23 protein-coding genes and 1 riboswitch are annotated in these 26,709 nt (G+C 38.3%); of the genes, 10 read left to right on the top strand and 13 right to left on the bottom strand.

What is annotated here, in order from left to right; all coding sequences use genetic code 11:
- Window positions 1-13: 13 nt before the first annotated feature.
- The 3 genes from AC1M89_RS02955 to nfsB all read left to right on the top strand — a co-directional run bounded on the left by AC1M89_RS02955 (window position 14) and on the right by nfsB (window position 2,067).
- Window positions 14-745 carry a UDP-2,3-diacylglucosamine diphosphatase gene (locus AC1M89_RS02955; protein ID WP_035263713.1) on the top strand — a complete coding sequence of 244 codons (732 nt, stop codon included), beginning with the start codon at window positions 14-16 and terminating at the stop codon, window positions 743-745.
- Between the two features lie 135 nt (window positions 746-880).
- Window positions 881-1,300, top strand: a complete 420-nt coding sequence (locus AC1M89_RS02950) for a hypothetical protein (protein ID WP_035263715.1) — start codon at window positions 881-883, stop codon at window positions 1,298-1,300.
- Window positions 1,301-1,413: 113 nt separating this feature from the next.
- The gene (gene nfsB, locus AC1M89_RS02945; RefSeq protein ID WP_035263717.1) at window positions 1,414-2,067 is read left to right on the top strand and encodes an oxygen-insensitive NAD(P)H nitroreductase; all 654 of its coding nucleotides are present in this window, start codon (window positions 1,414-1,416) and stop codon (window positions 2,065-2,067) included.
- Between the two features lie 42 nt (window positions 2,068-2,109).
- Here the strand turns inward: nfsB and AC1M89_RS02940 are convergent, their stop codons facing one another.
- From AC1M89_RS02940 to ftsB, 4 genes are all read right to left on the bottom strand, one after another.
- Entirely contained in the window at window positions 2,110-3,354 is a 1,245-nt protein-coding gene (locus AC1M89_RS02940; protein WP_481613887.1) for a D-amino acid dehydrogenase, read from the bottom strand.
- Between the two features lie 139 nt (window positions 3,355-3,493).
- Window positions 3,494-3,582, bottom strand: a riboswitch (glycine riboswitch).
- Between the two features lie 396 nt (window positions 3,583-3,978).
- Window positions 3,979-5,115: a rod shape-determining protein RodA gene (gene rodA, locus AC1M89_RS02935; protein ID WP_481613886.1), complete on the bottom strand. Its 1,137-nt coding sequence runs from the start codon at window positions 5,113-5,115 to the stop codon at window positions 3,979-3,981.
- A gap of 82 nt (window positions 5,116-5,197) precedes the next feature.
- Entirely contained in the window at window positions 5,198-5,923 is a 726-nt protein-coding gene (gene ispD / locus AC1M89_RS02930) for a 2-C-methyl-D-erythritol 4-phosphate cytidylyltransferase (protein WP_481613885.1), read from the bottom strand.
- Complete coding sequence (ftsB, locus tag AC1M89_RS02925; protein ID WP_035263725.1) at window positions 5,889-6,278, bottom strand: cell division protein FtsB; 390 nt, start codon at window positions 6,276-6,278, stop codon at window positions 5,889-5,891. The genes ispD and ftsB overlap by 35 nt, the downstream gene beginning before the upstream one ends.
- A 254-nt stretch (window positions 6,279-6,532) precedes the next feature.
- Here ftsB and AC1M89_RS02920 point away from each other — a divergent pair, with 254 nt between their 5' ends.
- Complete coding sequence (locus tag AC1M89_RS02920; protein WP_481589931.1) at window positions 6,533-7,090, top strand: hypothetical protein; 558 nt, start codon at window positions 6,533-6,535, stop codon at window positions 7,088-7,090.
- Window positions 7,091-7,152: 62 nt separating this feature from the next.
- Here the strand turns inward: AC1M89_RS02920 and eno are convergent, their stop codons facing one another.
- From eno to AC1M89_RS02905, 3 genes are read right to left on the bottom strand one after another with little or no spacing between them, the layout of a single operon-like run.
- Window positions 7,153-8,442 carry a phosphopyruvate hydratase gene (gene eno, locus AC1M89_RS02915; protein ID WP_180027787.1) on the bottom strand — a complete coding sequence of 430 codons (1,290 nt, stop codon included), beginning with the start codon at window positions 8,440-8,442 and terminating at the stop codon, window positions 7,153-7,155.
- Window positions 8,443-8,488: 46 nt separating this feature from the next.
- Window positions 8,489-9,346 (bottom strand): 3-deoxy-8-phosphooctulonate synthase, encoded by an 858-nt coding sequence (kdsA, locus tag AC1M89_RS02910; protein ID WP_035263729.1) that lies wholly within the window; start codon window positions 9,344-9,346, stop codon window positions 8,489-8,491.
- Between the two features lie 32 nt (window positions 9,347-9,378).
- Complete coding sequence (locus AC1M89_RS02905) at window positions 9,379-11,019, bottom strand: CTP synthase (RefSeq protein WP_035263731.1); 1,641 nt, start codon at window positions 11,017-11,019, stop codon at window positions 9,379-9,381.
- 227 nt (window positions 11,020-11,246) lie between these two features.
- On the opposite strand from AC1M89_RS02905, the gene AC1M89_RS02900 reads away from it, so the two are divergent.
- Window positions 11,247-11,645 carry an internalin gene (locus AC1M89_RS02900; protein ID WP_481613884.1) on the top strand — a complete coding sequence of 133 codons (399 nt, stop codon included), beginning with the start codon at window positions 11,247-11,249 and terminating at the stop codon, window positions 11,643-11,645.
- A 97-nt stretch (window positions 11,646-11,742) separates the two neighbouring features.
- On the opposite strand, the gene AC1M89_RS02895 is transcribed toward AC1M89_RS02900, so the two are convergent.
- The 3 genes from AC1M89_RS02895 to AC1M89_RS02885 all read right to left on the bottom strand — a co-directional run bounded on the left by AC1M89_RS02895 (window position 11,743) and on the right by AC1M89_RS02885 (window position 15,473).
- Window positions 11,743-12,843: a YheT family hydrolase gene (locus AC1M89_RS02895; RefSeq protein ID WP_481613883.1), complete on the bottom strand. Its 1,101-nt coding sequence runs from the start codon at window positions 12,841-12,843 to the stop codon at window positions 11,743-11,745.
- Between the two features lie 51 nt (window positions 12,844-12,894).
- A complete protein-coding gene (locus AC1M89_RS02890; RefSeq protein ID WP_035263736.1) occupies window positions 12,895-13,302 on the bottom strand; it encodes a nuclear transport factor 2 family protein in 408 nt (135 codons plus the stop codon).
- A gap of 146 nt (window positions 13,303-13,448) precedes the next feature.
- Complete coding sequence (locus AC1M89_RS02885) at window positions 13,449-15,473, bottom strand: 2,4-dienoyl-CoA reductase FMN-binding domain-containing protein (protein ID WP_481613882.1); 2,025 nt, start codon at window positions 15,471-15,473, stop codon at window positions 13,449-13,451.
- A 138-nt stretch (window positions 15,474-15,611) separates the two neighbouring features.
- Here AC1M89_RS02885 and AC1M89_RS02880 point away from each other — a divergent pair, with 138 nt between their 5' ends.
- The 3 genes from AC1M89_RS02880 to AC1M89_RS02870 all read left to right on the top strand — a co-directional run bounded on the left by AC1M89_RS02880 (window position 15,612) and on the right by AC1M89_RS02870 (window position 17,872).
- The gene (locus tag AC1M89_RS02880) at window positions 15,612-16,154 is read left to right on the top strand and encodes a PadR family transcriptional regulator (protein ID WP_092766380.1); all 543 of its coding nucleotides are present in this window, start codon (window positions 15,612-15,614) and stop codon (window positions 16,152-16,154) included.
- An 11-nt stretch (window positions 16,155-16,165) separates the two neighbouring features.
- The gene (locus AC1M89_RS02875; protein WP_481613881.1) at window positions 16,166-17,074 is read left to right on the top strand and encodes an alpha/beta fold hydrolase; all 909 of its coding nucleotides are present in this window, start codon (window positions 16,166-16,168) and stop codon (window positions 17,072-17,074) included.
- A gap of 75 nt (window positions 17,075-17,149) precedes the next feature.
- The gene (locus AC1M89_RS02870; RefSeq protein ID WP_481613880.1) at window positions 17,150-17,872 is read left to right on the top strand and encodes an SIR2 family NAD-dependent protein deacylase; all 723 of its coding nucleotides are present in this window, start codon (window positions 17,150-17,152) and stop codon (window positions 17,870-17,872) included.
- A gap of 9 nt (window positions 17,873-17,881) precedes the next feature.
- Here the strand turns inward: AC1M89_RS02870 and AC1M89_RS02865 are convergent, their stop codons facing one another.
- Both AC1M89_RS02865 and AC1M89_RS02860 read right to left on the bottom strand, forming a co-directional pair.
- Complete coding sequence (locus AC1M89_RS02865) at window positions 17,882-18,769, bottom strand: DUF4349 domain-containing protein (RefSeq protein ID WP_481613879.1); 888 nt, start codon at window positions 18,767-18,769, stop codon at window positions 17,882-17,884.
- 168 nt (window positions 18,770-18,937) lie between these two features.
- Window positions 18,938-20,395, bottom strand: a complete 1,458-nt coding sequence (locus AC1M89_RS02860) for an aspartate ammonia-lyase (protein ID WP_481613878.1) — start codon at window positions 20,393-20,395, stop codon at window positions 18,938-18,940.
- Between the two features lie 368 nt (window positions 20,396-20,763).
- Between AC1M89_RS02860 and putP the strand changes: the two genes are divergently transcribed.
- Window positions 20,764-22,278 carry a sodium/proline symporter PutP gene (gene putP / locus AC1M89_RS02855; protein ID WP_180027777.1) on the top strand — a complete coding sequence of 505 codons (1,515 nt, stop codon included), beginning with the start codon at window positions 20,764-20,766 and terminating at the stop codon, window positions 22,276-22,278.
- Window positions 22,279-22,323: 45 nt separating this feature from the next.
- Here putP and AC1M89_RS02850 read toward each other — a convergent pair whose 3' ends face one another.
- Window positions 22,324-22,815 (bottom strand): Lrp/AsnC ligand binding domain-containing protein, encoded by a 492-nt coding sequence (locus AC1M89_RS02850; protein ID WP_035263751.1) that lies wholly within the window; start codon window positions 22,813-22,815, stop codon window positions 22,324-22,326.
- Window positions 22,816-22,940: 125 nt separating this feature from the next.
- On the opposite strand from AC1M89_RS02850, the gene putA reads away from it, so the two are divergent.
- Window positions 22,941-26,690: a trifunctional transcriptional regulator/proline dehydrogenase/L-glutamate gamma-semialdehyde dehydrogenase gene (putA, locus tag AC1M89_RS02845; protein WP_481613877.1), complete on the top strand. Its 3,750-nt coding sequence runs from the start codon at window positions 22,941-22,943 to the stop codon at window positions 26,688-26,690.
- Window positions 26,691-26,709 lie beyond the last annotated feature (19 nt).

Genomic DNA, 26,709 nt, shown 5'->3' with positions numbered 1-26,709 from the left:
TAAGGAATATTAAGTGACCTATCTGTTTATTTCAGATTTACACCTGTCACCTGAACACCCTCGACTCGTTCGAGGGTTTTTAGATTTATTAGATCATTATCAAGACCAGCAAACCCAACTCTATATTTTAGGTGATTGGTTTAATGCATGGATTGGTGATGACTATACAGCTCCTTGGCTCGATGAAATCGTTGAACGCTTAAAAAGATTTACTGCTCAGGGAAATCAAGTTTTATTTTCTGTCGGCAATCGTGATTTTGCGCTGAATCAAATTTTTTTAAATAAATTTGGTGGCATCTTATTGTCCGAAGTCTCTAACTTAAAAATAAATGACGTCCAAATTCGTATAGAACATGGTGATTCACTGTGTACAGACGATGTCGCCTATCAACGTTTTAAAAAAATAATCAGAAATCCACTCATCATTTGGATACTGCGAAATACCCCACTTTCTTTTCGTACTCAACTTGCAAATGGATTTAGAAAAAAAAGCCACGAATCAAAAGAATTTAAATCTTATGATGTCATGGATGTAAATCAAGATGCTGTCCACGATGCATTGAAAGAAGTTGATTTACTAATTCATGGTCATACGCATCGCCCTCAAATCCATATCTCTCAAGATAAAAGAAGAATTGTTTTAGGCGACTGGCGTTTGGATCAAGCTCAAATTTTGGAAATTAATCAATCGAAATTCTCTAAGCAGTCAATCAATGATCTGACACTGAAAACATGGTCTTATTAGTTCCTCTATTTTTATAATGATCTCATCAACCTTTAAATTGAAATTTCACTCAATGTTTGAATATTAATCAGTATGTTTTGCTTTAAGTTTTTTTGCATATGATAATAACGACTCAATTCAATTCGTGAGTTTGTCATGTCTAATTTCAGCAATATTACTGTTCAACACCATGAAGATGATAAAGTGTCATTATTAATCGATGGTAAAGCAATCTCTGAACGTTATGATGTACGGCTAGATGCCACAATTATTGATGAACTCAAAAATCTTGCTGATGGCGCCGCATTGACAATCTTTGAACAATTTATATTTTCCCATCAAGATCTCAACTTTGAGCATTCATATCAATATGTGACTAACATCGTAAACCATAATAACGATTACGAATTGATCACCCACCTTGTCTACAAAATTAAGGCCGCAGACCAAGCACCGATCGAACATAATATCAGCAAGAATGGTCAGCCTATGACTGAAGAAGATGTGCGCGCATTTATCAACCAACAAATTGCAATGTCATTAGAAAAATATACTGATTTAAAATATGCCTATTGATTTAAAGACAAGTCAGATTTTTCATATCATTTAGCATCAACTATAGAAAATATTTAAGTTCAGAGTCATTTAAAATTTTTAGATGAATATATTGTGAATAATCGGAGGATAATATGGATTTGTTAAACATCTCCCAATCTCGCTACACCACCAAAGCATACGATTCTTCAAAAAAGATCCCTCAAGAAAAGTTTGAAAAATTATTGGAATCTTTAAGGCTCGCACCTTCGTCTATCAATATTCAACCGTGGCATTTCTTTGTCATCGAAACTGATGAAGCCAAACAGCGCATTGCTAAAGCACTGGTTGGTAAGTATGTTTATAATGCACCCAAAGTCCTTGAATCTTCACACACAATTCTGTTTTGTACGCATAAAGACATTACAGACTCTCATCTAGATCGATTATTAAATCAAGATGAAATCAGTGGTCGTTTTAAAGATGACCAAGCAAAACAAGCTCAAAAAGATACGCGCTTAGGCTATGTTGATTATTATCGCAACGAAAAAGGCGATATCCAGCGCTGGTCTGAAAATCAAACTTTTATTGCACTTGGGCAAACCTTATTTGCTGCAGGTTTAGAAGGTATCGATGCCACTCCAATTGGAGGATTCGATGAAAAAATTATCGCTGAAGAGTTAAATCTTGACGCAAAAGGCCTGATTCCGTCAGTGCTATTGGCACTTGGTTATCGAAGTGAAAAAGATTTTAATGCCAAATTACCTAAATCTCGTTTGAATGCAGATCAAGTTTTCACTCGACTATAAATGTATTTGCCACAATAGTTTTCATACTATTGTGGCTTTTCATTAAGCCGCTATTTTCTGTGAAATTTCTAAACTGATCATTGCAGCAGTTGCAGCTGACAGCGTCCAACCCAGATGCCCATGACCGGTATTATAAAAGACTCTCGGATGCTTCCCTTGTCTTACCACTGGCATCATATTCGGCATCATCGGTCTTAATCCAGCCCAAGGGACACAATGCTCAGTTGAAATATCAAAATTACGATTCACCCAATGAACTAAAGGTTGTATGCGATCAATACGGATGTCTCGGTTATAGCCATTAAATTCCGCAGTACCAGCAATTCTTAAACGATCTCGACCTAATCTCGACGTCACAATTTTTGCACTTTCATCCAATAAACTTACCCATGGTGCATGTTGTTGGCTATGTTCATCATTCAACTGAACTGTAATCGAGTACCCTTTCACTGGATAAACATTGACACGATCTCCAGCCTGTTGTGCTAAATGATAGCTTCCAACTCCACCACAAATGACCATTGCATCAGCTTGAATAAATCCATCGGGTATATCTCTACTTTTAGGATCACAAGCGCGATATTTAGCTGAAACTTGTTCTGTTGAATGATCCAGATTTAAATCTTCAACTTCTACACCGTATAAAAATTTCCCACCTTTATTCGCCACCACTTGGGCTAAATGCGTGGTGTATTTGTGTATATCTCCTGTGGCATCGTCAGGACAATAAAAACCACCGTAATATTCTCCCTTCAAACTTGGTTCAATACTGTGAATTTCTCCATTTGTAACAGCGTGACGCTCTAATCCACCTTTGCATAACAAATCATTCACTCTTATTGCGACATCATAATCCTGCTGATTATGATAAAAGTGCAAAATTCCACGCTTTTCCAAATCGAATTGAATATTTTCTTTCTGTGCAATTTCGAATAGCCGTTTTCTTGCCAATAATGCCAGCCTTACCGTTTCTTGTGTGTTGGCTTCGTAATGCTTGATATTACCCATAAATTCAATCAGCCAAGCGTATTTATGCAAATCAAAAGATGGGTTGAGTAATAATGGTGCATCTTTTTGGGTCATCCACTTGATACCCTTCAGTACCGTTGCTTTCTGATTCCACACCTCTGCATTACATGCAGAGAGTTGACCTCCATTCGCAAATGAAGTCTCCATTGCTGGGTATAAGTTTTTATCAAGAATCGTGACTTGATAACCAAGTTCTAATAATTCGTAGGCAGTGGTTATTCCTGTAATGCCAGCACCAATCACCATAATATGTGACATAAAAGCTCCTTGAAAATTTTATATTTTCAATGCCCCATCTGTCACGGTACCTGAGAGCTTCGGAAATCTTCATGACATATGAATTTTTCCATCCCCTTCGGTGAGTCTAAACATCATTAGACTTCTCTCCAGATGATTGAGAATAATTACAGTCCTTTTGCCTGAGAGATTCCGGGGTCGTTGCTCCTTCGGCGGATCTACAGAAGACCTCTCTCCTGCAATATTCGTTTAATTCTTATTCAGCAATTAATATGCCATAGTTAATTTTTTTATACATCTACGAAAATCAATTTTAAAAAATATTTTTATACAAATGGATCACCAAGTTTAAGACAACAGCTAAGACAGGAATTTTTAGCTTGGGAAACCTTACAAAGATCATTGTTTAGCTCAAATTTTCTCTACCATCGAGAACAATTTAGTTATTACAAAAAAATGAGGAAATAAGTTAATTTTTTTAGAGTTACTCTCTCAAATAGCATAGATCAACTTCCATCCACACTTTCATCTTCTTCAGCATAAAAGTGTAATGACTGATTAGAGCAATCATTGAAGCTCAAAGTTTCAATAGATGTGAGAGTAAGCAGAATGTGAGTTGAAAATTTGCTGTCAACCCCAGATGTTTTAGCGATGAGTATGTATAGACATTACAATGCCCATACCTGCAAGCGTTGCAATGACTGCCGTACCACCATAACTCATGAGTGGCAATGGATCACCCGTTACTGGAAGTATTCCACTCACCATTCCACTATTCAAAAACACAAAGAAAAAGAAAGTTAAACCTGCCGCACCCGCATAAAGACGTCCAAAATTATGGAAGCTGTTCATGGAAATAATCAAACAACGAATAATGATCGCAGCAAAAATAACAAATAATACGAACACACCAAAAAAGCCAAATTCCTCTGCATAAGCAGACATAATAAAGTCTGTATGATGTTCAGGGAGATAACCTAAATGAGACTGTGTTCCTTCATTAAAACCTTTACCAAATAGTCCACCAGAACCAATCGCAATTTTAGACTGAATGATATTCCACCCTGCACCTAGCGGATCTGATTCAGGATCAAACAAAGTTAAAATTCGCTTTTTCTGATATTCCTGTAGAAAGAAATTCCATAATAATGGTGCAACTACTGCAAACCCAGCAATGACAGCCCCAATTAAACGCCAAGAAATACCACTTAAAAAAATGACAAAAATTCCGGGAATAATTAATCCAATGTTTAAGTCAGGCTGTAATGCGACTAAAACAAAAGGAATCATCATCAGAAATAATGCAAAGAGAATATGCATAAATTTGGGTGGTAAAGTCCGCAGACTAAAAAACCAAGCCATCATGAGTGGCATCGTAAATTTCATAAATTCACTGGGCTGCACACTCCCTAATCCAGGAATAGAAATCCAGCGTTTTGCGCCTAAGCGGACATCACCAATTAGCAATACCAAAAGCAGAAGCACAATCGAAAATGCATACAGATAAGGACTGACAATTTGATAAACTTTTGGAGGAATTTGTGCACAAATAAACAGCAAAATAAAACCGATACCAAAACTGGTTGCCTGACGAATCACCATGCTTGAATCATGATTGGTTGCACTATAAACAACCATGAGTCCAAAAGCTGCGTTTAATATCAAAAAACCAAGTAACCATGGATCTAAATGTAATTTAGTCCAACGTGACGAATCATGTTTGATTGTTCGTCCATCTCTCAAGGCATGACGCAAAAAACGGTACTGTTGTGAAGGTATCATTGGCTGAATTGCATATTCTAAGTGGCGTTATTATAAGACAATGTTTTGGCTATTTAAGCAAAGTCCCAAACATAAAACTAAATTATTTCGAGTCAGACTGTGAATGAAGAATCAGACGAGCAAGTTCTAAATCTTCAGGATAAGTAATTTTAATATTATCAGATCGTCCAATCACCACATCTACTGGATGATGAGCATATTCAAGCGCACTCGCTTCATCCGTGATTGTGATCTTGTGAGTTAATGCATGTTCAATCGAGGTTTTTAGCAATTTAATGGTCGACAATTGTGGAGTTTGTGCTTGCCACAATGCACTTCGATCAACAGTTTTTTCAATGGCACTCGACGGATCTACTCTTTTTAAAGTATCACGTACAGGCGTTGCTAAAATTGCGCTATGCTTAGATTCGATAACATGGCGAATCAAAGATTCTAAATTACTCAAGCTCACACAAGGTCGAGCAGCATCATGCACAAACACCAGATCATTTTCATCTGCAATATTGGTTAAATAATTTAAACCATTAAGTACAGAATCAACCCTCTCCTGACCACCTAAGCAGAAATGAAGGATTTCAGATTTAGCAAATTGAAGTGTCTGAGCAAATTGGTCATGCTCTGAGATTGCCAACACATAGCCAGCAATAGGCAATTGAGCAATACGTTCTACAGTATGCTCAAGTACAGTTTTATTCTGGATAATTTGATATTGCTTTAACGCTGATTTGGAAAATCGACTACCAGAACCTGCTGCCGGAATAATAGCCCATAATTTACGGTTGTTCAGATTCAGGTTGTCTAGACTCATTGGTTCTTAAATCTACGTTAGCATTTGGGTCGATGTAAATCGGCTTGTAATTCGTACTGATGGTACTCATTTGAATAAACGTTTCATGAGGCTTAATTAAGCCAAGATCTAAACGTGCATGTTCTTCAATCGCCTCTACACCATTTTTTAGATCATATACTTCAGCAGCCAGAATACGATTACGCTCTTTTAACTCTTCATTTGTTTCAGCTTGTTGATTCATTTGCTGAAGTAGCGCCTGATGAGGGAAATATCCTCCTTCACCGAGCCAAAAGCGATATTGAAAGATGGCAATTAAAATTATTGCCACCAGCAAAATCACTTTACTTGAAGTAGTTTTAAAGACGTCTAACATTATTTTTGAGGCTTAGTTAACATCATGAAATTAGAGCACTAATATACCCTAAAACAAAGAAAGGTAGTATGTGAAACTGTGTTAAATATGCAAATGTTAAACAAATTCACATTGATTGATTTCTTTTAAAAATATGTACTGTTAAATATCAAAAGTTATTGAATATTCTAGAGTCATTATATTTACACTTTTTATTTCATAGCTTGATAACATAACAATTTGCTTAAGAGCTTCATAAAAAAGGATTTCAATTAATGAATGAATTTGAGATAACGATTCGTGCAGCCTATATTCAAGGTATTTTAGGGGTTCTAGGTGCATTAATTGGTGCTGCTGTCGTAATTTTCTCCCTGAGAAGCACAGCAAAGAATACAGTAAAACAAATTAAAATTGATAAAATTGCTGAATCTAAACGAGATCAATATATCGATCTTACAGACGCATATACACAATTTTTAGTTTCATCATTATTACTTAAGCACAAAAAACAAGATTCAGACAATCATCAACCCGATATTGAGTGGGACACTCATTTGTCCAAGTACATTAGATTGATTGGATGTATCAATAAAGTTAATTTAATTACAACATCATCAATACGATTAGAACTTTATGAATTAGAAAAAGTCCTCATAACTTATCAAACTTCTGTATCTAACCATTTCTTTAACAATTTCCCTTTAGACTCTAGCAAAACCCTTGAACAGAAAGTTTTCGACTTTGCAAAATTATTAAGAAATGATTTAAGTATTGAAAGTCATCAATCTTTGGAAGCAAAACTCTCTCAATTGAGGCTTAAACATAAACTTTAGAAATTAAATAAAAAACCACTCTTTATAGAGTGGTTTTTTAAAATTCAAAATAATCTAAACGATTAATTTAAACCTTTAAACTCAGCTTTACCGCGGTAAATAGCATTCGTCAATTCTTCGATACGAAGCAATTGGTTGTATTTCGCTACACGGTCAGAACGGCAAAGTGAACCAGTTTTGATTTGACCAGCACCAGTACCTACTGCAAGATCCGCAATTGTAGAATCTTCAGTTTCGCCAGAACGGTGAGAAATCACTGTAGAGTAACCATTTGCTTTAGCAAGATAGATCGCATCTAAAGTTTCAGTCAACGTACCGATTTGGTTATACTTAATCAGGATAGAGTTACCAACTTTTTCGTTGATACCACGTTGAAGGATTTTAGGATTTGTAACAAACAAATCATCACCAACCAATTGAATCTTGTCGCCAAGAATCGAAGTTAGGTAAGACCAACCTTCCCAATCAGATTCATCTAAACCATCTTCAATAGAGATAATTGGATATTGGTTTACAAGACCTGCAAGGTAGTCAGAGAATTGGTTGTTTGTGAATGCTTTATTGCCTTCACCAGCAAGGATGTACTGACCATCTTTGTAGAATTCTGAAGATGCACAGTCAAGCGCAAGCATAATGTCAGAACCCGCTTTGTAGCCAGTTTTTTCAATTGCTTCAAGAATAACTGTAATTGCTTCTTCGTTTGAACGTAAGTTCGGCGCGAAACCACCTTCATCACCAACAGCAGTATTTAAACCTTGTTTCTTTAAAACTGATTTTAAAGAATGGAAGATTTCTGCGCCTGCGCGAAGTGCTTCAGAGAATGAAGTGAAGCCAACTGGCTCAATCATGAACTCTTGGATATCAACGTTGTTGTCCGCATGTGAACCACCGTTTAAGATGTTCATCATTGGAACAGGCATTGTTAAAATGCTGTTGTTACGAAGGTCTGCGATGTATTGGAAAAGAGGAATTTTCTTTTCGTCAGCAGCAGCACGCGCAGCAGCCAAAGACACTGCCAAAGTTGCGTTCGCACCTAATTTTTCTTTGTTTTCAGTTCCGTCTAAAGCGATCATCGTATTATCGATGTCTTTTTGTTCGAATACTGATTTACCCACTAACGCGTCACGGATTAACGTGTTTACGTTGTTCACAGCTGTTTTAACACCTTTACCTAAGTAACGTGCTTTATCGCCATCACGAAGTTCTAAAGCTTCACGAGAACCAGTTGAAGCACCAGATGGTGCACATGCACGGCCAACTACGCCAGATGCTAAGATAACGTCTGCTTCGATGGTTGGGTTACCACGAGAGTCCAAAATTTCACGTGCACGAATGTCAACGATTTGGCTCATGAACAATTCCTCAGTTGATTAATAAAACGATGCGTCTAACGCTGCATCAGTGTGTATCTAATTTTTTGAAACCTTTAACCAAGGTATCCAATTCTTTAAGCTGAGCTAAGAATGGCTCAAGTTGAGACATTCGAAGAGCGCAAGGTCCATCACATTTTGCTTTTTCTGGATCAGGATGTCCTTCCAGAAAAAGACCTGCTAGACCTGTAGCCATACCCGCACGCGCTAATGTCGTAATCTGTGCGCGACGACCACCTGCTGAATCTGCACGACCACCCGGGGTTTGAAGTGCATGTGTCACATCAAAGAAGACAGGCACATTCATTTCTTTCATGATGTCGAAACCAAGCATATCGACAACTAAGTTGTTGTAACCAAATGCTGAGCCACGCTCACATAAAATCAGCTTGTCATTCCCGGCTTCCAAACATTTATGCAAGATATGACGCATTTCATGCGGTGCTAAGAATTGCGCTTTTTTGATATTGATAATGGCTTGAGTTTTTGCCATCGCCTCAACAAGATCTGTTTGACGGCTAAGGAAAGCAGGTAATTGAATGATGTCAGCCACTTCAGCCACAGGTGCTGCTTGATATGGTTCATGAACATCTGTAATGATCGGAACATTAAAATGTTTTTTAATGTCAGCTAACCACTCAATTCCTTTTTCAAGACCAGGTCCGCGGAAAGAATTTAAGCTCGAACGATTTGCTTTATCAAAGCTTGCTTTGAAAACATATGGAATATCCAAACGTTTGCAAATATCAACATAAGTTTCTGCAATTTCAAAAGCTAAATCTTTTGATTCAAGTACATTCATTCCGCCGAATAATACAAATGGCAAATGATTTGCCATTTGTATATCGCCTAAACGTACAATTTCTTGTGCTTTTAATTGTGACATTTAAACTTCCTAGTTATGTCCTAAGACATTCATTATTTCGATTTTTGATACTGTTTTTTAGCAGCATCAATAAAACCAGCAAATAATGGATGACCATCACGTGGAGAACTTGTAAATTCCGGGTGGAATTGTACAGCAATAAACCAAGGATGTTGAGGAATTTCAACAGTTTCAACTAAACGTTGGATTGGTGAATAACCAGAAATTTTCATACCTTTTTCTTCTAAAGTAGGAATATAACGATTATTCATTTCGTAACGATGGCGATGACGTTCAATAATTTCTACTGAACCATACACTTCTGCAGTTTTAGTGCCTTCAACCAATTCTGATTTTTGAGCGCCAAGACGCATTGTTCCACCAAGATCAGAATCTACAGAACGTTGTTGTACTTCACCACGTTCGTCTAACCATTCCGTAATCAAACCAATTAAAGGCGATTTAGTTGAACGGTTAAATTCAGTTGAAGTTGCATCTACGATACCAGCAACATTACGTGCGTATTCAATGACCGCAAGTTGCATACCCAAGCAAATACCAAGGAATGGAATTCCATTCTCACGTGCGAATTTAATCGCTTGCATCTTACCTTCAGTACCGCGCTCGCCAAAACCACCAGGAACTAAGATTGCGTCAGCATCTTTCAACACTTCCGCTACATCTTGGCTTTCTAGTTCTTCGGCATTGACATAATCAATTTGAACTTTAACGCGGTTTTGGATACCTGCATGTAAGAGTGCTTCGTTTACAGATTTATAAGCATCTGGAAGTTCAACATATTTACCCACCATCGCAACACGAACAGTGTACTCAGGATTTAATAGTGCTTCTACGACATTATCCCAATCTGAAAGATCGGCTTCTGGTAAATCGTTATAACCAAAACGCTCGCAAATTAAATCATCAACGTCTTGTTCATAGAACGTACGTGGAATTTCGTAAATTGTGCGTGCATCTTTACACACCACAACTGCACGAGCTTCTACGTTCGTGAACAACGCAATTTTACGCTTTGTATCAGCATCAACATCGTGTTCAGTACGACAGATCAAAATATCTGGTTGAATACCGATTGAGAGTAATTCTTTCACTGAGTGCTGAGTTGGTTTTGTTTTCAACTCTGCAGCTGACTTGATATATGGCAACAACGTTAAATGCATCAGCATTGTGCGTTTGTGACCAAGTTCAACCATTAACTGACGAACAGATTCCATGAATGGGAGAGATTCAATGTCACCTACTGTACCGCCAATCTCAACAATAGCAACGTCATAGCCTTCACCAGCGCGAAGAACACGTTCTTTAATATTGTCTGTAATGTGTGGAATAACTTGAACTGTTCCACCAAGGTAATCACCGCGACGCTCTTTATTTAAAACGTCTTGGTACACGCGACCAGATGTAAAGTTATTAAGCTTGGTCATTTTCGCACGACGCAAGAAACGTTCGTAATAACCCAAGTCTAAGTCAGTTTCCGCACCATCCTCTGTGACAAAAACTTCACCATGTTGGAACGGGCTCATCGTCCCTGGATCGACATTAATATATGGATCCATTTTCACCATGGTTACTTTTAATCCACGGGCTTCTAAAAGTGCAGCAACTGAAGCAGCTGAAATACCTTTACCTAGTGATGAAACAACACCACCAGTAACGAAAATAAAATGGGTCATTGGGTTTCTCGTACAATCGAGCCTAAATCGGCCTGCAATGTTGCGCAATTTTACTTTACTCTGTACCTATAAAGCAAAGTCAATCCGCATCAATTCAAAGAACAATAAACAATTGGTTATTCTATCATCATTTCCAATAAAGATTCACGCACACTTTCAGTGATTTTCATCTGTTAATTTGCTGTTATACTACGTCAGTCGATCTAGCTAGTTTGTTTTGAGCAACTATGAATAAAAAATTTTTAATCGGTGGTGCAATCTTATCTGCACTCCTCGTTACTGCATGTGTAAAAAAAGAAGCGCCTAAGGAAGAAGAACAGGAACAAACTGTTGAAACAACTGAACAGGCAGAACAAATTGAGAACATAGAGATTTCTGAACCTGAAATCGAACCTGAGCCACCAACTCAAGTTGAAATTGAGCATCAGGAGACAAACAATACGTCAGCGACTATTCGTCGTGAATACCGTGATGCTCCTGCACAAACGAATCCTGCGCCAGCACCAACTGTTGAAAATGTAGAACGCCCTACACCTTCTCCAAGTGCATCAACAGGTGCTTCTCAATCTGAAGATGATGCTGTTGCCGCTGCTATTGCTGCTGCTACCCCTGCTTTAGAAAACTAATTTTCAAATTTAAAAAAACCGAGTGACAAGACTCGGTTTTTTTATGTCAACATGAATGAAAGTCAAATTGTTATTCATTTATAAACAACAAAAATTGTCAGGCTTTCTCTAATTCTAAAAAAAATTCTGCAATTAATTTGTGTGCCCAAGATTCTGGATTTTTATTACCTTCATAGAAACAGCAATGGCTTCCTTTTTTTGTGGTCACTACTGCCATGTTCGGCATATGTTGTATCACTTCTTTATAAGGCTCTAAATTGCGGATATGGCATACTGGATCGTCTTCCGAATTTAAAATCATCAACGGCACTCCAATCTTCTCAAAGACATAGATGGGATTTGTCGCTTTACAATATGCGTCATAATTTTCAAATCCAGCGAACTGATAATATGTTTTTTCAAAATCAAATAAATCTTTAGCAACACTCAGTTGCTTTAAACTTTCTAAATTTCGCCAATGTTGCTCATACGGTTTTAAAAAATGTGCATTTAACTTTTTTGCCATCAAACGGCTATAAAAAGGATGAACATTTGAAAAACCAGTTTCCGTATTGTATCCAGGACAAAGTGCGAAAGCCGCTTGAATTGGTGTGGAGCTTTCTTCCTCCCCTAAATATCTGACCAATAATCCAGTTCCTGCTGAAGACCCAACTGCATACAATTTAGAATATGGTAAGCGCTGTTGAATATGTTCAATCTGCTCTCTTAGATCTTGCGTGTTTCCAAAAAGATTAATTTTAGGAACTGAAAGTGGTAGACCTGCATGCCCTCGTCTTAAACACAATGCAATACGCCAACCAGTTACTTGATGTAAGTCTCTGACCAATTCACTCATACTGGCTGGGCTTCCAGTAATGGTATGCAGCACTAAAATAGTAGGTGTTTCCGCAGGCAGATGCATACCATACCAAGCAATACCCGTCGTTCCCCCATCAGACATTGTCAACTGTTCAATGAAGTCATATTCTAATTTTACGGTTTTCTTTCGAATTTTATCAAAATACACCAAGTGAGCATGCGTATTCGAGAGCCACGGCGTTGGTCTATATTTATAATGCAAACGTTTCAAGTTTGAAATCACATGCGCTAACTCACCTTGCGGATTAAAATAGATTGAAGGTATAGCTGCACCAGTAAAATGATCAAGTTGGGTTTGAGTGAATTCTTGCATCCACTTGAAACGCTTATTAAGATTCATACAGACTCCGAATTTACTTACTCCAATTCATAAGCCAAAAACATGCCTAATTTATTTTGGTAGAAATTGAGCCATACGTTGGCCCATTTGCAACGCCAAAGCCTCTAAACCACTTTTAGGCCGAATCATCACCTCAAAGTCAATAATTTGACCTTGCTCATTAAACTGGATCATATCAATCCCTTTTAATGTTTTTTCACCGACATTTGCGGAAAATTCGAGCACAACACTGAGCCCATCTGCTGTATAGAACTCACGGTGATAACGAAAATTTTCAAAGATCTCAATCACATTGGTCAAAATAAAAGTAACAACTTGTTTGCCTGGATAAGGCTTAAATGCGACGGGTGATTTAAATACGACTTCTTCAGACAAAAGCTCATTCAATAGACTTAAATCACGCGTTTCAAGCATGTGGTGCCAACGTTGAATGGATTTTTGTGTGGTTTCGAGTGTCATTTTTATGTCCTTTTTGTTGTATCAGTCCAACCTTTTAGAAGAAAAGGGAGAATACTATGTCAAGGAGAAGTCACATTTAATTAAGTACCCTCTCCAAATCCTCTTCTCGCACTTTCATCTAGAATACAGGAGAGAAATTTTCTGGCTTAAATCTTTGCAGCCAATTCAGCACCTTGACGAATCGCACGTTTTGCATCTAGCTCACCCGCTTCTTTCGCCCCACCAATTAAATGAACTTTTTTACCTACCTGCTCAAGTTGATCAAACATAGCCGTATATGATTCTTGACCTGCACAAATCACCACATGATCCACGTCTAAGACGGTAGTTTGTTCGTTAATTGTGATATGTAAACCTTGGTCATCAATCTTGTTATACGTTGCACCTGGAATCATTTTTACTTCGCGATTTTTTAATCCAGTACGATGAATCCAACCCGTTGTTTTACCCAAGCCTGCACCAACTGAAGTGGCTTTACGTTGTAATAAGTAGATTTCACGTGATGGCTGTTCTAATTGAGCAGGTTTTAAACCTCCTACATTAGAATATGATGTATCAATTCCCCATTCATCATAAAATTTTTGAGGATTCAAGCTTCCACTTTCCCCCTCATGGGTTAGATACTCAGCAGTATCAAAACCAATACCACCAGCACCAATAATCGCAACACGCTGTCCGACTGGTTTTTTCTCTCTTAAAACTTCGATATAAGACAACACTTTTGGATGATCAATTCCTTCAATATCTAAATGTCGAGGTGTCACACCTGTAGCGACGACAATTTCATCAAACTGATCTGTATTGAGCTCTTCAAAAGTTGCAGTATGATTAAGTTTTAATTGAATTAAAGGTTGCAGCTCAATTTTTCGCTTAAAGTAACGCAATGTCTCATAAAACTCCTCCTTTCCTGGAATCGTTTTTGCAATATTAAATTGCCCCCCAATTTGATCGGCTGCTTCAAAGATGGTGACTTGATGACCACGGTCAGCTGCATAAGTAGCAAAACTCAATCCAGCAGGACCTGCACCAATGACAGCAATTTTTTTAGGCGTATGGGTTTCTTTAAAAATGAGTTCAGTTTCATGGCATGCACGTGGGTTAACCAAGCATGACGCAATTCTGAGTGAAAAAATATGATCCAAACACGCTTGGTTACAGCCAATACACGTGTTGATTTCGTCACTTCTACCCTGTTCAGCTTTTAGTACAAATTCTGCATCTGCAAGCATTGGGCGAGCCATAGAAATCATATCTGCATGACCTGAAGCTAACACGTGTTCAGCCATTTCAGGGGTATTGATACGATTTGAGGTAATCAATGGAATATTAACTTCACCTTTTAGCTTTTCTGTCACCCATGTAAATGCTGCTCGAGGTACTTTCGTTGCAATCGTGGGTATACGCGCTTCATGCCAACCAATCCCTGTATTAATGATAGTCGCTCCGGCTTTCTCAATTTCTTTTGCAAGATGGATGACCTCCTCAAGCGTTGAACCGCCCTCAACCAAGTCGAGCATCGAAAGTCTATAAATGATAATAAAGCTTTCACCCACCTCTGCACGGGTACGTTTTACAATTTCAATCGGCAAACGAATGCGGTTTTCATAACTCCCACCCCATTCGTCATCACGGTGATTGGTACGTGCTGCGATAAATTCATTGATGAGGTAACCTTCAGACCCCATAATCTCAACACCATCATAACCTGCATATTGAGCCAGCTTTGCACAGTTGGCAAAATCATCAATGGTTTGATGAACTTCAGCCGAGCTTAAAGCATGAGGTTTAACTGGATTAATTGGTGCCTGAATTGCTGATGGTGCAACATTTTCAGGCTGATATGAATATCGACCAGTATGCAAAATCTGCATTGCAATCTTACCGCCAGCATCATGTACTGCTTGTGTAATGATTTTATGTTTCTCAGCTTCAGCAATCGAGTCTAATTTTGACCCTCCAGCAAAAGTCACACCAGCATCGTTGGGTGAAATCCCCCCCGTCACGATAAGACCGACCTGTCCTTGAGCACGCTCAGCATAAAATGCGGCCATACGTTCATAGCCACCTTCAACCTCTTCTAAACCTACGTGCATTGAACCCATCAATACACGATTTTTTAAAGTGGTAAAACCTAAATCTAGTGGTGCAAGTAAGTTTGGATAATTTGACATTCTGACCTCATGGCTCGCGTTTGCTTGCTATTATTGTGTGCTTCATGCAACTTGTTGCATAAATATATATTCTAATTTTGCATTTTATGCAACATGTTGCATAATAAAGTTGATTCAACATTTTACGATATATGATTTATGTCTTTAGCACATGTTTTGTTGACCAGTCTCATTGAAAAACCAAGTACAGGTATTGAACTTGCGCGTCGCTTTGACCGTTCTATGGGATTCTTTTGGAATGCAACTCACCAACAAATCTATCGTGAACTCAATGCTATGCAAAAAAAAGGTTGGATTTCGACTATTGATGAAGGCGACCCCAACTCGAGAAAGAAAAAATATAAAGTTGATGCTCTAGGTCGAACTGAACTTGCCAATTGGATGGTACAGCATAGTGAGCCTGCCCAACTCAGAGAAGAATTGATGGTGCGTTTAAGAGCTGAAGCACAACTAGGTGGTAATAATGTGCTGACAGAATTGGAGTCTCATTTAGAAATTCATAAAAATAAGTTAAAAATATACCAAGCGATTTACGACAAAGATTTTGCCAATAAAAATAATGATGATCGTACACTCTATATTCATAAAATGATTCTTCAATTAGGCATTGAATTAGAGCAAGGTTGGATCAGTTGGTTAGAACGTGTAATTCCACAATTGAAAATAATGAATACAAAATAAAGGATATATCTATGCCATTTTATACCATGCAAGATGACGAAAAATTATATGTTCGTGAAATAGGTCAAGGTGAACCTGTTTTGGTGCTATCTGGTTTAGGAATGCAAAGTTGGCAATGGATTCCTTTTTTTGCATTTAATTTAAAGAAATATAAATTTATTATTCCTGACTGGCGTGGTTTTGGTGGGTCTAAGCATTGTAAAATTCCAGATGCTGATGCTATTTCAAGTCACTGGAACGATATTCAGGCATTGATCAGTCAACGCTCTAGACAACAATATAAAGTGATTGCTTATTCTATGGGGGCAACTACTGCCATGCATGGTATGCAATATGGTCAATTTGCTGATCAAATCCAAGCATACTTGCATATTGATCAAACCCCTAAAATACCTTCTGATGAAACTTGGAGTTTCGGGCTATTGGGCGATCGCTATCCAGAGTTCAAAAAGCTACTCATCGAACTTTCTTCTTTTTTACATCAACATGAAAATTATCAAAACCTGAGTGAATTACCTACTCACTTAAGCCGCGAATTAGTCGAGCTTTGGGTTAAATTTTTATCTTTACAAGATAATCATCAATTGAGCGCTAAAATTTTTAAAACAACACTCAATCAACCGAAAATTCAAAAGTTAATCCTCCCTATGCAACGTCTCGACTATATGCGTTGGTACATTGACAACTATCTAAACCATAAAGAAGATTACAGAGCCGCGATCTCAAAGTTAGAATGTCCAGCAACTTTTTTTATCGGCGCTAAATCCGCACTCTATCCAGCGCAAGGGCAAAAGCTCATTGCTGAATCGGTTAAAAATCATCGTATCGTACTGTTTGAGCGCTCAGGGCATACGCCTTTGATCAATGAACCCATTAAATTCGCACAAGAAATTTCTAAATTTCTGAATCAAACTAAATAAGCTCTAATGAATATTTGAATATTAAGTTGATCCAGACGTCATACGTGGGCATAAAATCAATAGGATGGAGATTGGATGAATCAGTCTAAAAAAAAGCTTGTGATTTTTTCGGGTGCTGGTATGAGTGCTGAAAGTGGTATCAATACATTTCGAGATAGCGATGGACTTTGGGAAAACCATCGCATAGAGGACGTCGCAACGCCTGAAGCTTGGCGTAACAATCCTGTTTTAGTACAGCGCTTTTACAATGAACGGCGAAAAAAAATTTTAGCATCTGAACCTAATGCAGCACATTTGGCGATTGCAGCACTTGAGCAACATTATGATGTCCATGTGATCACGCAGAATATTGATGACTTACATGAACGCGCTGGTAGTAAAAAAGTACTGCATCTTCATGGAAATATAAGACTAGCCAAAACCTCGGGGCCAGATGCTCAATTCACAGACAAATTTTACACAATTGAAGGAATTGAACTGGATATTTCTCGTGACTTCTGTGACGCTGGATATCCGCTTCGTCCACATGTCGTATGGTTTGGTGAATCCGTTCCCGCTTTTGAAGAAGCAGAAGTGATTTGCCAGCAAGCTGAAATCTTTGTTGTGATTGGAACAAGCTTAGCTGTTTATCCTGTTGCAGGCTTAGTACACAGTATTTCACCAAGCTGTGATGCGTATTATATCGACCCTAAAGCCGATCTCGGCCGTGTGCCACAATACTATACATGTATCTCAAAATCAGCAACCGAAGGAATGCAAGATTTGGCCAAACTTCTTTCTTCAGTTCAGCCAAATTGAGGCATGGGCTTATTTGAGTTTATCAAAATAAGGTTTTAACCATCGATATAACAAGAAGCCAAGTAAGACAATCAAATACAAAGGCCAAATCATTAATAAAAACACCAAAAGATCGAGCACAAATTGCCAGCCATATTTGATGCTATTCCAAACACGCTGAGTAAAGTGATCACCATTTAATCGCGCCACTGTATCAATATCAATATCAACCCTTTCTCGGACCAGTGTTGGTTGATTCAGTTGTAAACTGATCGTACTGAATTTAACGCGGTCTTGAACTTCGAGTTGAGTGAGCCGTGTGATTTCATTCAAATGAGCTGGTCGTGCTTGACTAGAAATAGTCTGTGCTTGATTCATTTTTTCTTGAAGAAGCTTCAATTCAAAACGTTGTGCACTATAGCGTTGCTGATTCAAAAAAAACATTAAAGGTAAAAGTTGATTAACAACATGTGGGGCACGCTCACTCGGTACACGTAGCACCATAAAAGATACAGGTTCAACTTTTTCAAATACCTTTACTTTGCCTTCTGAAATATTCTGACGTTTAAGATCAACCACATTGAAATCAATATCTTTTCTTTCAATAAATCCGCCTGCTTCAAGGGTTATTTTTTCTATCTCTAAACTGCTTTTCACCACATCTTTAACAGTAAAGTTAACTTGCGCCTCTCGAACCATACGACGAGTCAGTTCAACTGGATTAACCTCTTGATTTAATATGACCTCAGGTTTTTGCTCCTGGACGGGCGAAGTATTTGGTTCAGCCACTTCTTGCATATCAACTTGCGTATCAGCAGTATTTTCTTGAACTGCTTCAGCAGAGTGTTCCTCTATTTTTTTTGAACAGGATGCCAGCAACATCGAACACAGCAGCGTGCTTATTACTATTCTTTTCATTCATTTTCTCTAAATTATAATGTTTGTATTGATGGCTCATAATTTTAATTATTATAAACATTCAATTAAGAAATTATACTTAAAAGTTTCAATGAAAATGGCATACCTCATTGAACGAAATATGCCATCAATTCATATTCAATTGATTTTCAGATTCTATCTACTCTATTAGCTTACTTTGTCCATGTTCATATCATCGACAACATGACCAGCGATCTCAGACACTAAATTTTCAAAAGAGAAAATTTGATTTAACTGCTCTTGCGTCAAAAGATTCTGCTCAATGACAACTTGCTGAATGGTTTTATTTTCTGCAAGACAAACCTTCCCAATTTCATCACATTTGGCATGACCTAAGATCGGATCTAATAATGTGACGATACCAACACTTCGCATCACTGCATCGTAACAAGACTGTTCATTTGCAGTAATACCTTGAATACACTTGTTTTCCAGTGTTTGCATTGCTTGAATTAATAAATTGGTTGATTCATTCATGGTCAGTGCAATTACAGGTTCCATGACATTTAATTGTAATTGCCCCGCTTCAGCTGCCATGGTCACTGTCAAATCATTACCAATGACTTTAAAAGCAATTTGGTTCACTACTTCAGGAATAACTGGATTGATTTTCGCAGGCATAATGGATGAACCGGCTTGTAATTCAGGTAATCTAATTTCAGCTAATCCTGTACGAGGTCCAGAGCTCAATAATCGTAGATCATTACAAATTTTTGAGAGCTTGACAGCTAAACGCTTTAAAGTGCTTGATAAAATAATAAATACGCCACAATCACTGGTGGCTTCAACATAGTCTTCAGCACCCTGTAATTTCAATCCAGTAATTTGAGAAAGCGTTTGAACTACTTCTTGTGCATATCCATGAGGTGTATTCACACCCGTTCCAATCGCAGTCGCACCTAAATTTATTTCTAGCAGTAAATGACGCATCTTTTGGATGAGGCGATAGTCTTCTTTTAATAGCGTCGCAAATGCACGAAACTCTTGTCCGAGTGTCATGGGTACAGCATCTTGGAGTTGAGTTCGCCCCATTTTAATTACGTGTTGAAATTCAGATGCTTTGATCTCAATAGCAGCGATTAATGAGCGAACTTGAGACAATAAATCTTCTAAACTGTAATAGGTTGCTAGTCTCAATGCAGTTGGATAAACATCATTGGTCGATTGCGATTTATTCACATGGTCGTTTGGATGAATTACATCATATTGACCTTTTGGCAAGCCGAGATGCTCGAGTGCAAGGTTAGCCACTACTTCATTACTATTCATATTAATAGAAGTTCCAGCCCCACCCTGATAAATATCAATTGGAAATGATGATTTCCAACTTTCAGGCTGCTCAATCAGTTGATCACAAGCCCATTGAATCGCTTGGCTGACATCTTGACTCAATTTGGAAAATTTTAAATTTGTCTGTGCTGATGCTTTTTTTACCTGTGCCAATGCACGAATAAAATGTATGTTTTCACCTATTTGTTGATGCGAAATCTGAAAATTCTCCATCGCACGTAGGGTATGAATCCCATAGTAACGATCGAAAGGAACCGCTTTTTCACCGAGCAGATCATGCTCTATTCTTGTTTTATCAAATTGAACCGTAGACACTTTTATTACTCAACAATAATGCACCATTATCGTGCAATATCGATGATAGGCTTCATGCTTATTTTCACTATTGATTTAATACTTCTTTATGCAATAAAAAATTACAACTTCGCTGTTTAAGTGACAAATGTAACTTTATGTTAAAAATAATCATTTATAGAATTGTTTTAAACATCAAAGTAAACTTTTTTGAAAAAATAGTCTTTGTAACCAAAATTACATTCAGTTTCACTAAACGACTATAAATCTCACTCAAATGTAACAGAGCGTAATTTTCAAAACGTGCTTGAATCAGCTCCTCGAATAATTCGATTAAAAATTCATCTCGGAAAGATGGTCATTTAGGACAGACAAAGGATGGCATAGCAATGAGCCAATTAAATCCTACGCTAATCACATTTATTTTTTATATTGTGGCGATGCTTGGCATTGGGCTTTATGCCTACAAAGCCACGAATAATTTTGATGATTATATTTTAGGTGGTCGGAGTTTAGGCAGTGTCGTCACTGCATTATCCGCAGGTGCATCAGATATGAGTGGCTGGTTACTCATGGGCCTACCTGGTGCAATTTATCTCTCAGGTTTATCCGAAGCTTGGATTGCCATTGGTTTAATTATCGGTGCTTGGTTGAACTGGCTGTTGGTCGCGGGTCGTCTACGTGTTCATACCGAAATACAACATAACGCATTGACTCTCCCCGACTATTTCACCAGCCGCTTTGGTGATCGGAAAAAAGTTCTTCGTATCATCTCAGCTTTTGTAATTTTGATTTTCTTTGCAATTTATTGTGCCTCTGGCATGGTCGCAGGTGCACGTTTATTTGAAAGCCTATTTGGTTGGGATTACAACACAGCCCTATGGATTGGAGCAGTGGCAACGATTAGTTATGTCTGTATTGGCGGTTTCTTAGCCATCAGTTGGACAGATACATTCCAAGCAGGCTTGATGATCTTTGCGCTTTTACTTGCTCCAGTAATGACCTATTTAGCCATTGGTGAAAATGCTCAGCAAGTTAGTGTCATTGTGGAATCCGCACGCCCATTAGCGAATAATTTACTTTCAGATCTCAGCACTGTAGCAATTTTATCTTCAATGGCATGGGGACTTGGCTACTTTGGTCAACCACATATTCTTGTGCGCTTTATGGCAGCAGATTCCGTGAAGTCTATTCCAGCAGCACGTCGAATTGGAATGACATGGATGATTCTATGTCTTGGTGGTGCAGTCGCTGTCGGTTATTTCGGAATCGCTTACTTTGATACGTTTCCTCAACTCGGTGCTGCAGTCAATGCAAATCCTGAAACAGTCTTCATGGAATTAACTAAAATCTTATTTAATCCATGGGTTGCAGGAGTGATTCTTGCCGCGATTCTTGCTGCAGTGATGAGTACCCTAAGCTGCCAACTATTGGTATGCTCTACTACGCTTACAGAAGACTTATACAAAGCATTTATTCGTAAATCTGCCTCACAAACCGAGCTGGTTTGGGTAGGTCGTTTGATGGTATTAATTGTTGCGATTATGGCAATCTTCCTTGCAATGAATCCGAACAGCAAGGTACTCGGTTTAGTTGCTTATGCGTGGGCTGGCTTTGGTGCAGCATTTGGACCACTGATTATCCTTTCTCTCTTCTGGAAGCGAATGACCATCAATGGTGCATTGGCAGGTATGATTGTTGGTGCTGTTACCGTCATTGTATGGAAAAACACCATGGCTGATACTGGCGTCTATGAAATCATTCCTGGCTTTATTTTATCTTGGGTGAGTATTATGGTGGTGAGTTTATTAGGCCGCCCGCCAGCGCAAGATGTGACTGACCGTTTTGATGAAGCTCAACAGAAATATGAAATTGAAATGCAAGAAATCAAAAATGGAAGGTAATGAGAAATAAAAAATTAAGGGGCTTATAGCCCCTTTCTTATACATTTACTTTTTAAATGTTTGCTTAAGTTGCACTTGCGAAGATTCCTTAATAACTTCCATCACTGGATAGCTACGGGTTTCTTTGATGCCAGGCAGTTGCCATAAAACCTGTCCAGAGATCTTACGAAACTCTTCCATGTTGGCGCAACGAATTTTAACTACAAAATCAAACCCACCGCTGATCATGTGACATTCAACAATTTCAGGGTAACTTCTCACTGCATCAGAAAATTCTTCTAATACATTTGGAGTTGTTTTATCTAATAAAATTTCGACAAATACCACAAAACTTCGATTCAGCAGATCTGGATTTAACTTGGCTTCATAACCTGTAATATATCCATCTTTGGTTAGTTTTTGTACTCGAGCAAGCGCTGCTGTGGGAGAAAGATTGACCATTTCAGCAAGTTTTATATTTGATAGACGCCCATCTTTTTGCAAGATATCTAAAATTTTTAAATCTGTACGATCCAAGGTCATCATTTGAGTCTGCATGCGAATTATTCTCTAAATTTAACTCTAATTATAGTGAGTTATGCACCATATTTTCTGTAATTATAAATTAAATAAACCTTAAAGATAAATCTATTTCATTGTCACAGGACGCTGGCGTATATCTCATGGAACAACTTAGCTCACCCCTTTCTCGCCCAATAGACATTCAAGACATTACTGAATTTAAAGATAAATCAGATCTAGAATTAGAAATAAATCGTGCATGGCGCCGTGATGAATCTGAATGTGTCGAAACACTTCTCGAACAGACCGAGATTGATCAAGAAATTTCAGACAAAATTTATCAATTAGCCTTCAATTTAGCGCATTCATTACGTGAACGTAAAGGGTCAGCGGGCAAAGCAGGCATTGTACAGGGTTTATTACAAGAATTTTCATTATCTTCACAAGAAGGTATTGCGCTCATGTGTTTAGCTGAAGCGCTGTTACGTATCCCTGATAAAGCAACACGTGACTTATTGATCAAAGACAAAATCAACCAAGGCAATTGGAAAGATCATTTAGGTCAAAGCAGCCTAATGTTTGTAAACGCGGCAGCATGGGGCTTAATGTTGACCGGTAAATTAATGGAAACACCTAAAGCAAATAGTTTATCTGGTCTACTCACAGGCATCTTGGCACGAAGTGGCCGTGGCATTATTCGCAAAGCCGTTGATGTTGCTATGCGTATGATGGGTGAACAGTTTGTGACAGGTGAAACCATTGATGAGGCGTTAAATAATGCCGAACGATTAGAAGAACAAGGCTTCCGTTACTCATATGATATGTTAGGTGAAGCAGCACTTACAGATCATGATGCGGAGCGCTATTATCAAGATTATACAAATGCGATTCATGCGATTGGTAAGGCATCGTCTGACAAAGATGTTTACGAAGGCCCCGGTATCTCAATCAAACTTTCAGCACTTCATTCACGTTATCAACGCTCGCAAATTGACCGTGTACACGATGAGCTTTATCACAAAGTCTTTAATCTAGCGGTTCTAGCGAAACAATATGATATTGGTCTAAATATCGATGCTGAAGAAACTGATCGTCTGGAAATTTCATTGGAACTTCTTGAACGCTTATGTTTCGAACCGAAATTGAATGGCTGGAAAGGCATTGGATTTGTGATTCAAGCTTATCAAAAAAGATGTTTTTACGTGGTCGATTACATCATTGATTTAGCTAAGCGTAGTCAAAAACGTTTAATGATTCGTTTAGTCAAAGGCGCCTATTGGGACAGTGAAATTAAGAAAGCACAAGTTGAAGGCATGGCCGATTATCCTGTCTTTACTCGAAAAGTGCATACAGATTTATCTTATATCGCTTGTGCTCGCAAACTTTTAGCCGAACCAGACTTTATTTATCCGCAATTCGCGACACATAATGCACAAACCTTAGCCACTATTTATCATTTAGCAAATCCTGAACAATATTATAAGGGACAATACGAATTCCAATGTTTACATGGCATGGGCGAACCACTTTATGAACAAGTCGTCGGTTCTAAAGCAGATGATAAACTTGGCGTACCTTGCCGAATTTATGCACCTGTCGGAAATCACGAAACCCTTTTGGCTTATTTGGTTAGACGATTGCTTGAAAATGGTGCAAACACGTCTTTTGTAAATCGTATTGCTGATAAAACACTCAAAATTGATGCCTTGATTGAAAATCCCCATCAAACCATTGATGTCACAAGTCGAATCGAAGGCAAAGTTGGATTAAAGCACCCTGCTATTCCATATCCGAAACATTTATATGCTGATCATCGCCCTAACTCTCTTGGAATTGATCTTGCAAATGACCAAGACCTTGAACATTTGAATCATACTTATCAACAATGGTCTAAAGTTCAAATTAAAGCCACCCCAATGGGTCTGAGATTAGATGAATACGTACACGATACAGAGTCAATGGCAATTCTCAATCCTGCAAACCATCAAGATATTGTCGGTGAAGTGACGGAAACTCATGCCATGCAAGTGGAAATGGCGTTAGTTAATGCGACTGAAGCACAGCAGGATTGGCAAAATTTAGAAAAAGATCAACGTGCAGAATATTTAATTACAGCATCCAATGTGATGGAGTCTCGACTTGAAGAGCTAATGGTTCTGCTCAGTCGTGAAAGCGGTAAAACATTTGTCAATGCGATTGCTGAAGTACGCGAAGCAGTAGATTTCTTACGCTACTACGCAGCACAAGTGAAAGATCTAGAACACAAAGCCGTTATTCAACCCTTAGGTACAGTACTGTGTATTAGTCCTTGGAACTTCCCATTGGCAATTTTTACAGGTCAAATCGCGGCGGCACTTGTAACAGGGAATACTGTAATCGCCAAACCAGCGGAGCAGACTCCTTTAATTGCCTCAATTGCAGTTCAGATCCTTTGGGAATCTGGCGTACCACAATCTGTCTTACAGCTCTTGCCAGGACGTGGTGAAACAGTGGGTGCACAACTCAGTAGTGATCATCGTATTCAAGGTATTATGTTTACAGGGTCAACTGAGGTTGCGAAAATTTTGCAGAAAACCGTTGCAAAACGACTGAATCAATTTGGTCAATCAATACCTCTCATTGCAGAAACTGGCGGTCAAAATGCCATGATCGTAGATTCTTCTGCCCTGACTGAACAAGTGGTATTAGATGTTGTCAGCTCAGCATTTGATAGTGCTGGTCAGCGTTGTTCAGCACTACGAATTTTATGTGTTCAAGAAGATAATGCGCATACCGTGATCAAAATGCTCAAAGGTGCAATGAAGCAATTGCGTGTCGGTATTCCAAGTTTATTAAAAACTGATATCGGACCTGTAATTGATCGAGAAGCAAAACAAACCATTGATCAACATATCAATAAAATGAAATCTTTGGGCTATCCCGTTCAACAACTCATGTTGGATGAAGATGACTCTCATCTCAAGCAAGGGACATTTGTTAAACCGACTTTGGTTGAGTTACCACATTTAGATGATCTTGAACGTGAAGTTTTTGGTCCAGTACTGCATGTCATTACTTATAAATATGGCGAACTTGATCGACTTATTGATCAAATCAATGCCAAAGGCTATGGTTTGACTATGGGCTTACACACACGGATCGATGAAACCATACAAACCGTAATTTCAAAAGCAGAAGTTGGAAATCTCTATATTAACCGCAACATTGTAGGTGCTGTTGTCGGTGTACAACCCTTCGGTGGAGAAGGTTTATCTGGTACAGGTCCAAAAGCTGGTGGACCGATGTATATTTATCGGTTAATGCATGAATGTAACCATAAAAAAATTGCACAACCTTATGCAACAAAACAAGCAGTTGAATTGACTGAACATCAAAATTTATTGAATCAATATAAAGATTGGGTCAATAAGTCATTTCCTCATTATCAAATGAAGGCGTTGCAACCAAGTTGTGTCGGACATAGCTATGAATTACAAGGGCCAACAGGTGAAAGCAATCAATATATTGTGTTACCGAGACATCGTGTTTTAAGCTTGGCAGATCAGGAAATTGATCAGATTCATCAACTTCATGCCATTCTCGCGGTCGGCTCTCAGCCAACTGTTCTAGGCGAAAATACTTTTGTTTTAAAATACTTACAGTCTATGCCTAAAGAGGTCGCTCAACGTATCGCCATTATTGCTGATATTGAGACAGGTACTTTTGATGCAATTATACATCATGGCACCAAAAATCAACTGTTAAAATTGCAAGATAAAGTGGCTCAGCGACAAGGTCCGATCATCGGAATTACACATCTAGAGCCTGGTAATTATGACATTCCTTTAGAACGCTTCTTTATTGAACGTGCAATTAGTATTAATACCGCAGCTGCTGGTGGTAATGCGAGTCTAATGACCATGCAAGCTTGATTCTGTTGAGTCAAAAAAA

It is taken from the genome of Acinetobacter sp. ANC_7635 (assembly GCF_056779945.1).
Note: the sequence above shows the minus strand (reverse complement) of the source record. Positions and strands in the feature narration are given on the sequence as shown.